The organism is Rheinheimera pleomorphica (assembly GCF_011634895.1).
GTDB classification, from domain to species: Bacteria; Pseudomonadota; Gammaproteobacteria; order Enterobacterales; family Alteromonadaceae; genus Alishewanella; species Alishewanella pleomorphica.
Genome location: NZ_SIRR01000031.1, coordinates 69758 through 85922 on the forward strand (window position 1 = coordinate 69758; position 16165 = coordinate 85922).

Consider the following 16165-nt stretch of genomic DNA (forward strand, 5'->3'; position numbering starts at 1 on the left):
AAAGCTAGCGCTGCCCCAACACCCGCGCGGGCTGCACTTTACTGGCGCGCCAGGCCGGATATAAAGTTGCCAGCAAGCTCATCAGTAATGCCACCCCCAGCGTCAGCACCACGTCCTGCCATTGCAATAACGATGGAATAAAATTGATAAAGTAAATACTTGGGTCCAGTAGCGACTGCCCCAGCCATTGCGTAAGCAGTGCAAATATCGGCTCAATATAACTGGCCAGCAGTACGCCGGCTACAGCGCCAAGCAGGCTGCCGACCAGGCCATTAAGCCAGCCCAGCCACATAAAGGTAAAGATAATGGTCGCCGGTGATACGCCCATCGTTAGCAGAATGGCAATATCGCCCTCTTTTTCCCGCACCGCCATCACCAGGGTGGCAACAATATTAAAACAGGCCACGGCTATCACCAGTGCCAGTACCAGGTATAAAATGCTGCGTACCATCTGAATATCCTGATAGACATGGCCTTGCGTGCGAAACCAGTCCAACAGATAAACATAGTCCTCAGATACGCGGCCCAGTTCGCGAGCCAGCGCCGGTGCTGCAAACACATCGTGCAGCCGAAACGCAAAGCCCTGTATGGCGTCCGGCTGAAACTCCAGCAATTGCGCTAGTGTTGGCATGCTCAGCCAGATCTGGCTGTAGTCAAGCTGACCACCCACGGCAACAATAGCGCTGACGGTTAAACTGGTACTGGCATGACTGGCCAGGCGGCCATCGTCAGTCAGCTTAGGTAACAGCAATTGTACCTGCTGGCCAACCTTCGCCCCCAGCGCATCGGCAATGCCCTGTCCCAATACAACATCAGTATCGGCCAGCGTGTCTAACTGGCCGGCACTGATGTAACCGGCAAAATCGCTGATTTTCCGCTCCGCATCCAGCGCTATGCCACGCACTTCGGCCGCCTTAACCGCGGCGCCAAAGCGCAACATGCCATTGGTTTTAATGTAGGGCGCAACGGCTTCAACGCCGGCAACCGCAGCAAATTGTTGCTGTTTGCGCGGCCAATCGGTAATTTTTTGCTGCACCGCCTCCAGCTCAACATGCGGGATCACCGACAATAACCGCTGTTTCAGTGCCAGTTCAAAGCCATTCATTACCGATAGCGCCAGAATTAAAATTGCCACTCCAAGCGCGATGCCTGAGGTAGAGCTGGCCGAGATAAAGCGGATAAAGCCGCTGCTATGGCGGGTATTGCGGTAACGCTTTGCCAGTTGCCAGGCCAGATTAGCCATCTGCTCTCTCCAGATGGCCATCGCGCATCAACTGGTAGCTGTCCAGTTTAGACGCCAGTGCTAAATCATGCGTCACCACAATAAAGCTGGTGCCCAGTTCGCGGTTTAAGCTGCGCAGCAACTGATAGACGGTTTCAGCCGTGTGCTGATCCAGGTTACCGGTGGGTTCATCCGCCAGCACCAATGCCGGCTCGCTGACCAGGGCGCGGGCAATCGCTACCCGCTGGCGTTCTCCACCACTTAACTCAGCCGGACGATGACTCACCCGATGCGACAACCCCACCCGCTCTAACATCGTCATCGCACGGCGGTTAGCCTCAGCGGCTTTCAGACCTCGGATTAACAGCGGCATGGCGACATTCTCCAGCGCAGTAAAATCCATCAATAAATGGTGGAACTGATAAATAAAGCCCAGTTGCTCATTCCGTAGCCGGGCTTTTTGCGCCACGCTAAGTTTGGCAATGTCATGGCCCAGAATACTCAGCTGCCCACTATCGGCTTTATCTAAAGTGCCCAGAATGTGCAGCAAGGTACTTTTGCCCGACCCCGAGCTGCCGACTATCGCCAGCATATCGCCGCGCTCAATTCGCAAATCAGCACCATGCAATACCTGGGTAACCTGCTGGCCGTCACGGTAGCTTTTGCAGATCTGGGTGGCTGTCAGTACATTACTCATCGCGTAAAATTTCCGCCGGGTTAATGCTCACCGCACGTCTGGCCGGATACCACACGGCCAGCAAGGTCAGGCTGATGGCGCTGAGCAAAATTAAACAAAGTTGACCAAACCGGATATCTACCGGCAGCATAACGCCGGGCGCTAATTGCAGCCCCAGTACACTCAGCAGCGGGTTTAACTGCCAGCATAGCAACACCCCGGCGACGGCGCCGGACAGAGCCCCGGCCACACCATTGCTCAGCCCCTGCACAGCAAACACATTAAACAGTTGCCGGTCGCTCATGCCGAGGGTTTTTAAAATGGCGATCTCGGCCTGTTTATCGGTCACCATCATCACCAATGCCGATACGATATTAAATGCCGCTACCGCGACAATCAGCAGTAACATCAGCCACATCATGGCTTTTTCCATCGCCACTGCTGCAAACAATTTGCCATGGCTTTGCCGCCAGTCCTGTACCTGCAACTGGCTGTCCTGTGCCAGTAGCTGCGCCAGCTCCGGCGCCGCAAAAGGTTCGGTTAAGGTAACACGCCACTGCGAGGCTGTAGCACTGCTGCCCAGTAAACGCTGCAAGTCTGCCAGGCCGGTCAGCGCTACCAGCTTATCAACATCCGAGCCGGTATCTAAAATACCCGCTACGGTAAATAGGCGCTGACGCGGCACCCAACCCATTGGCGTATAACTGCCGGCCTGCGGCAGCATAAAACGTAGCTTGTCACCCACGCTGACTTCCAGCTGCTCCGCCAGCGCCCGCCCCAGCACAACGGCATAACGCTGGCTGGCAAATTGCTGCCAGTCACCAAGCAACAACGCCTGGCGCATAAAATCGGGTAACGCGTCTGTTTTTACCCCCTGCAATAACACACCGGTCAGCTGTCTGGGCGACTGCACCAGCGCTTCGGCTTGCAAAAAGGGGGTAACCTGCTGCACTTGTGGCTGGCGTAACAGCGGCGTTTGCCACTGCTCAACATACTCAGCAGGCGCGCTCACCACCAGATGCGGTATGACACCTAAAATGCGCTTTTTAAGCTCGCCCTCAAAACCGTTCATCACGGAGCTGACAATAGTCAACGCCATTACGCCGAGAAAAATACCGGCCACCGAAAACAGCGTAATAAATGAGATAAAGGCATTACCTTTGCGGCTTTGGCTATAGCGCAAACCGATAAATAAACTGACTGGCAACGGCATCCTAATATTCAGGACAAGGCCTGCGTTAGATGGTAAAGTGGCGTCGATCATAGAGATTATTGTTTGTCGTGACAAGCAGCTTGCAAGGGTAGCGCCATGAGTGAGTTAACATTAGAGCAGCTAACAGATGCCTATCAGGATTATTTTAGTGTTGAACACGGTATCAGCCTGAATGCCCGTGCCATTGCCGGTGCTTTGCCCGATGAAGCGGCGCTGCTCAATGCCATTCCGGCACCGTTTTTACTGGCCTCTGATGTAAACAGCCTGAACAGCTCGGCACTGCGCTCTCTGCACCGGCTGGGTGAGCTGGCAGAAGAGCTGGCCAGTTATCTGCAGCAGCAGGCCCGCAAAATTGACTTGCTACTGCATTATGTACTGAAACAGCAAGATGACAGCGCTCAGCGCTACAGCACACAAAGCTATGGTGGCAGCGGCTGCTGCTTTATCGCAGACAGCGCCTTTACACCGCTGCAGGTACTGGAGATAAAATTATTTCTCGATAACAATGATGGCGCAGTGTTTTGCTACGGTCAGGTGGTCAGTTGTCAGCCACAGGCAGATAAATGGCAGATAAAGGTTGTATTTTCCCGCATCAGAGATGAAGATCGCGAACTGATTGTCCGCGCCAGCCTGCATCAGCAGTCGCGCTTATTAAAACAAAAAGCTGAGCAACGTCAGCAACACACATCTTCTTAACAGTGGCTTTAAGGTAGTTAAGGTTAACCGTTTTACATGGATCTTATTTTCGCATTACCACAGATAAAACAGCCGGCAGACCAGTTACACTGGGGCAATTTACAAGGCGCTGCGCTGCCGCTGGCAATAGCACAGCTGATTGAGCAGCAACCGGCACCCTACGTATTATTGGTACCCGATACCCCAACCGCGTTGCGGCTGGAACAGGAGCTGAGCGTATTCTGCCAGCACGCTGACTGCCCGCTGCTTAGCCTGCCCGACTGGGAAACCCTGCCTTACGATGTGTTTTCACCACATCAGGATATTGTCTCGCAACGTTTGAAAACGTTGCATCAACTCCCCGGTTTACGCCAGGGCCTGGTGATCGTGCCGGTAAGCACTTTGCTGCTGCGGCTGTGTCATCCGGATTATCTGGCATTACACAGCTTTTTAATCAGCAAAGGCCAACAGGTTGATTTAGCCGCCTTAAAACGCCGCCTCACTGCTGTGGGCTATCGGGCGGTGGAACAAGTGATGGAGCACGGCGAGTTTTCTGTGCGCGGCTCTATTCTCGACTTGTACCCTATGGGGGCTAATACGCCGTATCGCATCGACTTTTTTGATGATGAAGTTGACGGCATCCGTACCTTTGACCCGGATAACCAGCGCAGTCTGGCGCAGGTTGATGCTATTGAGCTACTGCCGGCACATGAATTTCCAACGGATCAGGCGGCCATTGAACGCTTTCGTATCGGCTATCGCGAACGCTTTAACGCCCGAAACGAGAAAGAATCGCTGTATCAACAGGTTAGCCAGGGTATGCTGCCGGCCGGTATTGAGTATTATCTGCCGCTATTTACCGAAAAAACCGCCAGCCTGTTTGATTATCTGCCGGCGAGCAGCCGCACCTTGTTACTGGGCGATATCCAGCACAGCGCCGACAAGTTCTGGCTCGAGCTAAAACGCCGTTATGATGACAGAGCGATAGATTTACTGCGGCCGATATTGCCGCCGTCAGAGCTGTACCTGTCGGTCGATCAGCTGTTTGCCGGTTTAAAAGCCTACAGCCGTATTCGCTTAAGCCAGGCAGAGCTACCGTCGCGTGCCGGCCAGGCTAATCTGGCGTTAGCGCCTTTACCGTCATTAGCGGTTAATCATCAACAAAACAACCCTTTGCAGGCATTACAGCAGTTTATTCTGCAGTTAAAGCAACAACATGGCCGGGCGCTGTTTTTTGTTGAAAGCGAAGGCCGGCGTGAAAGCTTACTGCAACTATTGCATAAAGCTGGCATGCATATATCGCAATTTGACAATTTGCAGGCGTTTTATAAAAGCGCCGATGATGTTGGTATCGTGGTAGGCGCACTGGAGCAAGGCGCCTTTTTACAACAACCCACGCCACTGGCGCTGATCAGTGAAAACGAGCTGTTTGGTCAGAAAATCAGCCAGCGCCGGCGGCGTAAACGCAGCCAGCAGGTGTCCAGCGACACCGTGATCCGCAACCTGGCCGAGCTGAATATTGGCCAGCCGGTTGTGCACCTGCAACACGGTATTGGCCGTTACCAGGGCCTGCAATTGCTCGATGCCGGCGGTATCAGCGCCGAATTTGTTACCATTGAATACGCTGGTAGCAGCAAGTTATATGTGCCTGTTACCGCCTTGCATCTGCTTAGCCGTTACAGCGGCAGTGATGCCGAACATGCGCCGCTGCACAAACTTGGCAACGACAGCTGGGAGAAATCACGCCGTAAAGCGGCCGAAAAAGTGCGTGATGTGGCGGCCGAATTGCTGGATGTCTATGCCCAGCGCGCCGCACATCAGGGCTATGCATTTAGCATTGACGAAGCGCAATATCTGGCTTTTGCTGACAGCTTCCCGTTTGAAGAAACTGCCGATCAGCAAGATGCTATTGACGCTGTGCTGCGCGATATGCAAAGCCCGCAGCCAATGGACCGCCTGGTATGCGGCGATGTCGGCTTTGGTAAAACCGAAGTGGCTATGCGCGCCGCCTTTGTCGCTGTCAACGATGGCAAACAGGTGGCCATATTGGTACCCACTACCCTATTGGCACAGCAACATTTTGACAATTTTAAAGACCGCTTTGCTAACTGGCCGGTGCGGGTTGAGGTATTATCACGCTTTGTCAGCGCGAAAGCGCAAAAAACCATTTTGCAGGATGTAGAGAACGGCAAAGTGGATATTTTAATTGGTACGCACAAACTACTGCAGGACGACATTAAGCTGCATGATCTGGGCTTACTGATTGTTGATGAAGAGCACCGCTTTGGTGTGCGGCAAAAAGAGAAAATTAAAGCGCTGCGCGCCAATATTGATATTTTAACCCTTACCGCTACGCCTATTCCGCGTACGCTGAATATGTCGATGTCCGGCATGCGCGACTTATCCATAATTGCCACGCCACCGGCGCGACGCTTAGCAGTAAAAACCTTTGTCCGTGAGTATGAGGCAGGCCTTATTCGCGAAGCCGTGATGCGGGAAATATTGCGCGGCGGCCAGGTGTACTTTTTACACAACGATGTTGCCAGCATCGAAAAAACCGCCGCTGAACTGGCCGAATTACTGCCTGAAGCCATCATTGGCATAGCGCACGGCCAGATGCGCGAGCGCGAGCTGGAACAAATCATGTCTGATTTTTACCACCAGCGCTTTAACCTGCTGTTGTGCTCTACCATTATTGAAACCGGTATCGATGTACCCACCGCCAATACCATTGTTATTAACCGGGCCGATAACTTCGGCCTGGCGCAGCTGCATCAGTTACGTGGCAGGGTTGGCCGCTCACATCACCAGGCCTATGCCTATTTGTTAACGCCGCCACCGAAACGGCTAACGAAGGATGCTGAAAAACGGCTGGAGGCCATTGCCAGCCTGGAAGATTTAGGTGCTGGCTTTGCCTTGGCCACACACGATCTGGAAATTCGCGGTGCCGGTGAGCTGCTGGGCGATGAACAAAGCGGCCAGATCGAGTCAGTCGGCTTTAGCTTGTATATGGATATGCTGGAACAAGCCGTCAACGCGCTGAAAAACGGCCGTGAACCCAGTTTAGATGCTATGCTCAGCCAGCAAACTGAAATTGAACTGCGCATCCCGGCCCTGCTGCCCGACAGCTATATTCCGGATGTTAACCTGCGTTTATCCTGTTATAAAAAACTGGCCTCAGCGCGCAGCAATGACGAGCTGGATGACGTGCAGGTAGAACTGATTGACCGTTTTGGTTTGCTGCCCGATGCGGCGAAAAATCTGGTCGCCTTGTCTGAATTTAAACTGCAGGCCGAGCAATTAGGTATTCGTCGTATTGAAGCCAACAATAAAGGCGGTCTGGTTGAATTTAGTGATAAAACCGCCGTGTCTCCGGCGTATATTATTGAACTTATTCAAAAACAATCTCGGGTGTTTAAGCTTGAAGGCGGCCAGAAGTTGCGCTTTAGTATAGCGTCAAACGACGGTGCCGAACGCTTAAGTCTGATAGCCAATATGTTGTCCGACTTTGCCAGACATAAGGTAGAAAAATGACGAAAGCTGTCCGTTACAGTGCAATAAGCGCCAGCTGGCTGTGTTTTACGCTGGGCACTGCGCTAATAAACACAGTGCAAGCCCAGGAACAACGCTGGTTTGAAGTGGAAATGCTGGTGTTTAGTCAAACGCCGCCGGTGATGCTGCAAGAGCAATTTAATGATACGGTAACGCCGATTAAACCGGGCCGGGCCTATGACTTGCTGACAGCACGCTATCAACCGCAATTGGATACGCTGCTATCAGAGCTGCCGTTATGCCCCCCTGCCGCTGTAGCACAGCCAGACAGCCAGCCAGTGACCTTCACCATGCCGCGCAGCTTATGTATTATCGAACCCCAACCATACAGCTGGCAGCATAGCAGCCTGTTTGAACCACGGCGCATCAACAATAAAGTGCCTTACCCACAGCAGATTGATTATGCCGTCAGTGGCAGCGGTCAACATCAGCCCGGGCCTTATCTGGCGGAAGACAGCGCGCTGCAACTTGGCGATATCGCCAGTAAAATCAAACGATTGCCTGGCACTACTTTGCTGCTGCATACGGCCTGGCGCCAGGCACCGGTAACCGAGCGGCGCGCTATTGCCAGCCGCTGGTTTGCCGGGCAAAATTTCAGTCAGCAATTTGACTATTGGGGCCAGCCGCTAATACCAATCAGCGACACAGACAGTACGTCGCCACAGCCTGAGACGCCCTTGCCGGCAGCTCAGCCCGATACAGCCGATGAGCTGCTTAACAATATTGAGCTGTTGCTACAACAATTAAACGCCAACAGCCGTTTGCCGGACAGCAGCAACACTGCGCTTGACAGTATCAGCAGTAACAATCTGCTGACACCCGGCCAGCTGCCGGATCAGGTATGGCAGCTCGACGGCTTGTTTAAGCTACATCTTGACCATTACCTGTTTGTAAATACTGAGTTTAATTTACGATTACCCACTGCTGAGCAGCTAAAAACCATTCATGTGCGGCAAAGCCGGCGGGTGATCAGCGGCGAAATACATTATCTGGATCACCCCTACCTTGGCATAGTGCTGCAGATCCGGCGTTTTGAGCCACCACAGCCAGAGATTACGGATGAAACCGAGCACAAATTGCTAACAGAGTAATAAATTTATGGCAAAGGCATTGCTAAAACGGTGACAAATGCCTAAGCTTGCCGCGTTATTACATTTTTAAACAAAACGGTGCGGGTAAATGCCATGTTATTTTCCTATATTATCCGCACAGTGTTACCTTCTCGCAGAGCATTATGGATGATTTAATCCCAATACCGGAGTTTACTCCGACACAGTACTTGCTGTTATTGGCGTTGTTAGTACTCGCCACCAGCTGCAATCCGTTGCTGGGCTGGCTGTTTCCTGCGTTAAGCGGCAGTATCTGGCTTACGCTGTTACCGCCGTTGCTGGGCTTGTTTCAGTTGTTGTTGTTATTTCGCAATCTTGGCATTATCCGCTTACCTGGTGTAGCCTGTTATTCGGCCTTATTAGCACCACTATCGGTACTTAGCTTTTACCAGTTTGTGCTGCACTAACATCCCACCGGCCTTTTAAGTTATCATAGCGCCCATTTTGCAGTGGGCGTTTCTGTTTCAGCGCGGCCGCTGTGTATTATTTGTTATTGATAGGTAGCAACGGATGTCCATTAACTGGTTTCCGGGCCATATGCACAAGGCCCGCAAAGAAATTGCCGAGGTAATGCCCCAAGTCGATATTATTATCGAAATGCTTGATGCGCGTATTCCGTTTTCCAGCGAAAACCCACTGGTACCGCAGCTGCGCGGCAATACGCCTTGTATTAAAGTGTTAAACAAAGCCGATCTGGCAGACCCTGCCCTGACCAAACGCTGGGTTGAGCATTTTGACAGCCAGTCCGGTATTAAAGCCATACCGATAAGCCAGCAAAACCCGGAACAAATTAAAGCCTTATTGCAGTTATGTAACGACATGCTGCCCGAACGTAACCTGGACATTCGCGGTGCCCGGGCAATGATTATGGGCATTCCTAATGTGGGCAAATCCACCTTAATTAACACCCTGGCCGGGCGCACCATTGCCAAAACCGGCAATGAAGCCGGTGTCACCAAGATGCAACAGCGCATTAAGCTGGACAATAATGTTATTTTAACCGACACGCCGGGCTTTTTATGGCCCAAGCTTAGCCCGCCTACCTGTGGCTACCGTTTGGCGGTGACCGGCGCCATTAAAGACACAGTATTTGACTATGCCGATATTGCCATGTTTGCCGCCGACTACCTGCTAAAAGCCTACCCGGCAGCAGTTATGCAACGCTTTGGCTTAACAGAGCAACCAGAAAACGATTTAGCCCTGATGGATGCCATAGGTGTAAAACGCGGCGCGATGCGCAAAGGCGGTATCGTTGATTTAGAAAAAGCCGGCAGCATTTTAATTACCGAGCTGCGCGCCGGTAACCTGGGCCCCATTACACTGGAAACGCCGGAAATGGTGAGCCAGGAACAAATTGACGCGAAAGCGGAGGAAGGCGCAAAAGCCAAAGAAAAAGCCGAGCGCGAAGCCGAGCGTAAACGTAAAGCACAGCGAAAATACCGCTAGTAGCGCTAGCTGGCGTCATGATGCTTGCCGCCAGCACGCTACAAGGCTACTATAACGCCGTCATGTTTTCAGGAAATTATCATTGCGCCCTATCTCAGGCTTAATACTACTGCTGTTAATTATGCTAAACCATGCAGTGTTAGCCTGTGATGCTATGGTAATGCACTTGCCTGATCACCATCATAGCTACACCAGCTCATCACACAGTCATGAGCCAACGACAGCGTCTGCGTCGCATGCTGACACGACAGCACAAGACGACGAGCACAACCATCTGCATCACGCCCATGTTAGCTGCCATATTGCTTATTATTATCGGTTTGATGCAGCGCCAGCCAATACCAGCGCGATAGCCGCTATTACCCCGTCTTTTAACGCCATCAGTTATCAGCCCGCCGTACCACCACCTAATGCCTGATCCTGCTTAATTCACTGTCTTTATTGTTGAATATTAATCAGGAGCATACCTATGCGTATGAGATTTACCGCACCTATGACGGCCGTCATGGTGTGTCTGGTATCTTGGCTTGTGTTACCGCAAGCGCTGGCCGGCGAGGCATTACGCCTGGCGCAGGCGCTGGAGAAAACCCTTAAACAGGCACCGGCGCTGCAACAGTACCCCTATCAGCTGCGTTTAAATGAAGCGCAGCAGCTGCAGGCGGCGTTAACCCCCACCCCGGAATTTGCTGTCAGCCTGGAAAATATTGCCGGCACCGGTAGCAGCCGTGGGTTGAAAAATGCGGAGCTGACGCTAACCCTGAGTCAGTTAATTGAAATGGGGGATAAACGGACATACCGGCTGGAAAAAAACCAGTGGCAACACACTTTGCTACAGCAACAGTTTGAAATCAGCCGGCTTGATGTGTTGTCGGCCACCACCCGCAGCTATATTCATCAGGTAGCGCTACAGCAACAGCAGCAACTGCAGCAGCAGCGCTTAGCACGCGAACAGCGTTTATTGGCGCTGGCCAAACAACGGGCGGCGGCCAGCAGTTTAAGTGACGCCGATGTCAGCAGGTTGGAGCTGCGGCTTATTCGCAGCCAATTGGCGCTTACCGCCTTAGATAATGCGCTGGAACTTGGCCGCGCCCAATTAGCCGCACACTGGGGTGAAGCGGCCAACTTTACCCAGGTCGAAGGCTCACTGGAGTCGCTGCCGCTGTTGCCGGCACTGGCTGAGCTACAACGCAGTCTGTTGCAGTCACCCAGCTTAGCGCAGTTTGTTAGCCAAAGCCGCCTGCACCAGGCGCAGTTAAGCCTGGCCCAGGCCGGGCAAAGCGCCGATATCAGTCTAACTGCGGGCATACGCCGCACACAGAGCAATAACGACACGGCTTTTGTATTAGGGTTTTCGATGCCGTGGCAGTTAAATGATGTCAGTGCTGGCGCACGTTTAGCCGCCAACACGCACATTGAGCTCAGCCAACTGCAGCAACAGCAAACTCATACGGCCTTGCGATTGCTGGTACAGCAAATTTATCTGGAGCTGGAACAGTTACGCCAGTACGCCAGCGTATTGCAAAGCGCGCTTATTCCCAAGGCTGCGCAGTTACAACAACTCAGCGAGCGGGGTTATCAGCAGGGACAGGTGGACTTATTTAGCTTGCTCTCTGCTGAGCAGGAATTGCACCAGGCCGAGGTGGACCTGGTTAGCGCACAAAGCCGCTTTCATCTGCAACTACTTGAACTTGAACGCTTAACCGGCCAGAGCCTTACCGTATCAGGCCCGGTTCGTCTATCTGCTTTGGAGTGATGTTATGCCTATTTTTAACCGTTGTTTAATTGTCAGTCTGCTGCTGTTAAGTACCTTATTACAAAGCGCCTTTGCCGGACCAGGTCATCACGATGCTGAAGAGCATAGCGCTGAGGAAGCACCAGAAGGCCCACACGGCGGCCGTCTGTTACAACAAGATGATTTTGCTGTTGAAATAAGTATTTTCGAATCCGGCGTACCACCGGAAATGCGGGTGTTTAGCTATCAGGCAGGCACCGCGGTACCGCCTGAGCATGTGCAGCTGCAAGTCACGCTGTCACGGCTGGATGGCGAGCAGAACGTGCTTAACTTTATGCCCGAGGATAACTATCTGCTAGGCAATACTACCATTGCAGAGCCCCATTCTTACGGTGTATCCGTCAGCGCCAGCTATCAGGGCAAAACCTTTCAGTGGCAGTACGACTCGTTTGAAGGCCGGGTGGAACTGAGCGATCGGATGATACAGCTTAGCGGGCTGAAAACCGAGCTGGCTACAACGCGTTTGCTGGCGCAGCAAGTGCATTTGTTTGGTGTGGTTGCTGTTGACCCGAGCCGGCAATATCAGGTGCAGTCGCCCTATGCCGCTCAGGTGCAACAGGTATTGGTTGAATTGGGACAGCAGGTAGAACAAGGCCAGCCACTGCTAAAGCTGTTCAATACCACCACATTACAGGCATTTACCCTAACAGCACCGGCCAACGGCGTTATCACTAAGTGGCAGGTTAATCCGGGCCAGGTCGTTGGCAGCGAAAGCCTGCTGGAAATTGTCGATTTCAGCCGGGTGTTTGTTGAATTATCAGCCTTCCCTTCTGATTTGCAACAGCTTAAGTCAGGCCAGAGAGTGACAGTATTTAACCTGCACCGTGCTCAGAGTGTACAAAGCACACTCAGCTTTATTGCCCCCGCCATGACCGATGGCCATATCGCCCGCGCCAGAGCCGTGATTGATAACAGCAACGGCCTTTGGCGCCCAGGTATGCATGTCAAAGCGGATATTCTGGTGGCTGAGCGTGAGGTGGCCATTGCCGTGCGTAAAAGTGCTATTCAGTCATTTCGCGATAGGCCGGTGGTGTTTGCCCGCATCGGTAACACCTTTGAAGTGCGGATGCCTGAATTTGGCATAGAAGATGATGACTATATTGAAGTGTTGTCGGGCTTAAAGCCGGGCACCGAATACGCCACCGACAATAGTTACCTGCTTAAAGCAGACGTTGAAAAAGCTGGCGCCAGCCATGATCATTAGGAGCGCCTGCCATGATTGATTTGATTTTAAAATTCGCGTTGTCTAGGCGTTATCTGGTGCTGGGCCTGACTTTATTGATGGCAGCACTTGGCATTTGGCATGCACAGCGCCTGCCAATGGATGCGGTGCCGGATATTACCAATGTACAGGTGCAAATCAACACCGAAGCCCCCGGCTACTCGCCGCTGGAAACAGAGCAGCGGCTTACCCTGCTGATTGAAAATGCCATGGCCGGCCTGCCAAAGCTGGAATATACCCGCTCTTTGTCACGCTATGCCATGTCGCAGGTGACGGTGGTATTTGAAGATGGCACCGATATTTACTGGGCCAGACAACAAATCAGTGAACGGCTGCAAAGTGTACGTTCACAGCTACCGCCAGAAACCGAACCGGCGCTGGGGCCCATAACCACCGGGCTGGGCGAAATTCTGATGTACTCGGTCACAGCAACGCCCGATGCGCGTAAGCCGGACGGCACCCGTTACAGCCCGGAAGATCTACGCACCTTGCAGGATTACACCATTAAACCCCAGTTGGTAAAAGTGCGTGGTGTGACCGAAGTAAACTCAATTGGCGGCTATGTACGCCAGTATCAGGTGGCACCGGATGTAGGCAAACTGCTGGCCTTTAAACTGACGCTGGATGATTTAGCAACCGCGCTTAGCCGCAATAACGCCAATGTCGGTGCAGGCTATATTGAACGCCACGGCGCGCAGTGGCTGGTGCGCTCGCCGGGCCAACTGCGCGGTATCGATGATATTGCTAATCTGGTGCTGGCAAAACGCGATGATGCACCGGTAAGGGTACGTGATGTCGCTGAGGTGTTTATCGGCAAAGAGCTGCGCACCGGTGCCGCCTTGCAAAACGGTGCAGAAACGGTGCTTGGCACCGTGTTTATGCTACGCGGTGAGAACAGCCGCACCGTTTCACAACGCGTTGCACAGCGTCTGCAGCAAATTAATCTGCATTTGCCTGACGGTGTGCAGGCCGTTGCTGTTTACAATCGCAGCAGCCTTGTGGATAAAACTATCCAGACGGTACAAAAAAACCTGTTTGAAGGTGCCGTGCTGGTTATCGTCGTGCTGTTTATCTTCCTGGGGAATATTCGCGCCGCTTTTATCACCGCCCTGGTTATTCCGCTTAGCATGCTATTTGCCATCAGCGGTATGGCGCTGAACCGGGTTAGCGGTAACCTGATGAGCCTGGGGGCGATTGATTTTGGCCTGATGGTCGATGGTGCTGTTATCGTGGTGGAGAACTGCCTGCGCCGTTTGGGTATGGCGCAACATCAGCAGCAACGGCTGCTAAGCGCAGCTGAGCGGCTTGAGGTGGTATATCACGCCACCCGGGAAGTGTTCAGCCCTGCCGTCTTTGGTGTGCTGATTATTATGCTGGTGTTTCTGCCGATTTTTGCCTTGTCCGGTGTTGAGGGCAAAATGTTTCATCCGATGGCCTTTACTGTTATTGCCGCCTTGTTAGGTGCCTTGATCCTGGCGGTTACCTTTGTACCGGCCGCCATTGCGCTGTTGGTACGGGGCAAAGTCGCTGAACAGGATAGCCGCCTGCTGGCGCGCCTTAAAGCATCGTATCAGCCTGTGCTTAAGCTTAGTTTGCATTACAGTGGCACGGCAGCTTTACTGGCACTGCTACTAATTGGGCTGGGCGGCTATGCTGCGGCGAAAATGGGTAGCGAGTTTATGCCCCAACTGGATGAGGGTGATGTGGCGCTGCATGCACTGCGGGTGCCTGGTACCGGCCTTGAGCAAGCGGTAAAAATGCAGCAGATGCTGGAGCAGGAGATCATGGCGTTACCACAGGTAGAGCGGGTGTTCTCAAAAATTGGGACTGCTGAGATTGCCACCGATCCGATGCCACCGAGCGTGGCCGACACCTTTGTTATCCTCAAACCGCAGGCGCAATGGCCGGATCCGGCGTTAAGCAAGGCCGCCTTTGTGGAGTTACTGCGGCAAAAAGTGCAGGCCGTACCCGGCAATAACTACGAGTTTACCCAACCGATTGAAATGCGCTTTAACGAGCTTATCGCTGGTGTCAGAACCGACGTGGCGGTGCGTATTTATGGCGATGATCTGGAAAAGCTCAAAGCGTTGGGCGAACAAGCCAGTGCTATTTTAGCCACTGTGCCTGGAGCGATAGATGTGCGCATGGAGCAAGCGACCGGCTTACCGCTGTTGTCGGTTGAGCCAGAACGCGAGCATCTGGCGTTACTGGGTATTGATGTTGCCACAGTGCAGCAAACGCTGCAAACCGCCGTTGGCGGTCTGGTGCTGGGGCAGATTTTCGATGGCGATAAGCGTTTTCCGCTGCTGGTGCGATTGCACGAGTCGCAGCGCACTGATTTGGCGACGTTAGCGCGCCTGCCGGTGGCGTTACCAACAGATGCCGCCAGCGAAATGACCTATGTGCCACTTGGGGAAGTAGCGCAATTGGTGCAATCGACTGGGCCGAATCAGATTAACCGCGAAAGTGGTAAGCGCAATATAGTGGTAACAGCTAACGTAGCAGAGCGTGATTTAGGCAGCTTTATCGCAGATACGCAGCAGGCATTGAACAGCCAGCTCAGCCTGCCGGCCGGCTACTGGCTGGGCTACGGCGGCACCTTTGAGCAGCTGCAGTCGGCAACAGCTCGCTTACAGTGGCTGGTGCCGCTAACCTTGCTGTTAATTTTTGGCCTGTTATTTAGCGCGCTTAATTCTGCCAAAGATGCACTGATCGTGTTTAGCGGCGTACCCCTTGCCCTGACCGGCGGCATTGCTGCATTGCTGCTACGCGATATGCCACTGTCTATTTCGGCTGCGGTGGGCTTTATTGCGTTATCCGGTATCGCTGTGCTTAACGGCGTGGTCATGATGGCGATGATCAAACAGCTACGCGAGCAAGGCATGGCGCTGACCGATGCGATTACACAAGGCGCAGTGCAGCGTTTAAGGCCAGTGCTGATGACGGCGCTGGTAGCCAGTCTTGGCTTTGTGCCGATGGCGTTTAACAGCGGTACCGGCGCCGAAATTCAGCGGCCACTGGCCAGCGTTGTCATTGGCGGTATTATTACCTCAACCTTGCTGACGCTGGTTATTTTACCGGCGCTGTACCGGCTGATGCATCAACACACCAGTAAAACCGGCCAGCAGGCCAGCATCTAACGTCCGGCAACACCGTACTCCCGGCGGATAGCATCGCGGCTATCCGCCTGTTGCTGTGTCTGCCGTTGTTAGCGTTATGCTTAACCGTACTCAGCAATTCTACGCTGCTGCAGCAAAA

Annotated in this window: 12 protein-coding genes; 9 read left to right on the forward strand and 3 right to left on the reverse strand. The window is 53.0% G+C overall.

What is annotated here, in order from left to right:
* Nucleotides 1-4: 4 nt before the first annotated feature.
* From EYB30_RS16640 to EYB30_RS16650, 3 genes are read right to left on the reverse strand one after another with little or no spacing between them, the layout of a single operon-like run.
* Nucleotides 5-1243 (reverse strand): lipoprotein-releasing ABC transporter permease subunit, encoded by a 1239-nt coding sequence (locus EYB30_RS16640; protein WP_166840304.1) that lies wholly within the window; start codon nucleotides 1241-1243, stop codon nucleotides 5-7.
* Nucleotides 1236-1919, reverse strand: a complete 684-nt coding sequence (gene lolD, locus EYB30_RS16645) for a lipoprotein-releasing ABC transporter ATP-binding protein LolD (RefSeq protein ID WP_166840307.1) — start codon at nucleotides 1917-1919, stop codon at nucleotides 1236-1238. The genes EYB30_RS16640 and lolD overlap by 8 nt, the downstream gene beginning before the upstream one ends.
* Entirely contained in the window at nucleotides 1912-3111 is a 1200-nt protein-coding gene (locus EYB30_RS16650) for a lipoprotein-releasing ABC transporter permease subunit (RefSeq protein WP_166840309.1), read from the reverse strand. Before EYB30_RS16650 ends, lolD begins: the two co-directional genes overlap by 8 nt.
* A gap of 96 nt (nucleotides 3112-3207) precedes the next feature.
* On the opposite strand from EYB30_RS16650, the gene EYB30_RS16655 reads away from it, so the two are divergent.
* The 9 genes from EYB30_RS16655 (at nucleotide 3208) to EYB30_RS16695 (ending at nucleotide 16047) form a co-directional block, all read left to right on the forward strand.
* Entirely contained in the window at nucleotides 3208-3807 is a 600-nt protein-coding gene (locus EYB30_RS16655; protein WP_166840311.1) for a PilZ domain-containing protein, read from the forward strand.
* 36 nt (nucleotides 3808-3843) lie between these two features.
* The gene (gene mfd, locus EYB30_RS16660; RefSeq protein ID WP_166840313.1) at nucleotides 3844-7320 is read left to right on the forward strand and encodes a transcription-repair coupling factor; all 3477 of its coding nucleotides are present in this window, start codon (nucleotides 3844-3846) and stop codon (nucleotides 7318-7320) included.
* Nucleotides 7317-8429 carry a CsiV family protein gene (locus tag EYB30_RS16665; protein ID WP_166840315.1) on the forward strand — a complete coding sequence of 371 codons (1113 nt, stop codon included), beginning with the start codon at nucleotides 7317-7319 and terminating at the stop codon, nucleotides 8427-8429. Before mfd ends, EYB30_RS16665 begins: the two co-directional genes overlap by 4 nt.
* Nucleotides 8430-8572: 143 nt before the next feature.
* Entirely contained in the window at nucleotides 8573-8854 is a 282-nt protein-coding gene (locus EYB30_RS16670) for a hypothetical protein (protein ID WP_166840317.1), read from the forward strand.
* A 103-nt stretch (nucleotides 8855-8957) separates the two neighbouring features.
* Nucleotides 8958-9893 carry a ribosome biogenesis GTPase YlqF gene (gene ylqF, locus EYB30_RS16675; protein WP_166840319.1) on the forward strand — a complete coding sequence of 312 codons (936 nt, stop codon included), beginning with the start codon at nucleotides 8958-8960 and terminating at the stop codon, nucleotides 9891-9893.
* 82 nt (nucleotides 9894-9975) lie between these two features.
* Nucleotides 9976-10311 carry a cobalt transporter gene (locus tag EYB30_RS16680; RefSeq protein WP_241698070.1) on the forward strand — a complete coding sequence of 112 codons (336 nt, stop codon included), beginning with the start codon at nucleotides 9976-9978 and terminating at the stop codon, nucleotides 10309-10311.
* 51 nt (nucleotides 10312-10362) lie between these two features.
* The gene (locus EYB30_RS16685; protein WP_166840321.1) at nucleotides 10363-11646 is read left to right on the forward strand and encodes a TolC family protein; all 1284 of its coding nucleotides are present in this window, start codon (nucleotides 10363-10365) and stop codon (nucleotides 11644-11646) included.
* Between the two features lie 4 nt (nucleotides 11647-11650).
* Complete coding sequence (locus EYB30_RS16690) at nucleotides 11651-12889, forward strand: efflux RND transporter periplasmic adaptor subunit (RefSeq protein ID WP_166840323.1); 1239 nt, start codon at nucleotides 11651-11653, stop codon at nucleotides 12887-12889.
* A gap of 11 nt (nucleotides 12890-12900) precedes the next feature.
* Complete coding sequence (locus tag EYB30_RS16695) at nucleotides 12901-16047, forward strand: efflux RND transporter permease subunit (protein WP_166840325.1); 3147 nt, start codon at nucleotides 12901-12903, stop codon at nucleotides 16045-16047.
* Nucleotides 16048-16165: the final 118 nt, after the last annotated feature.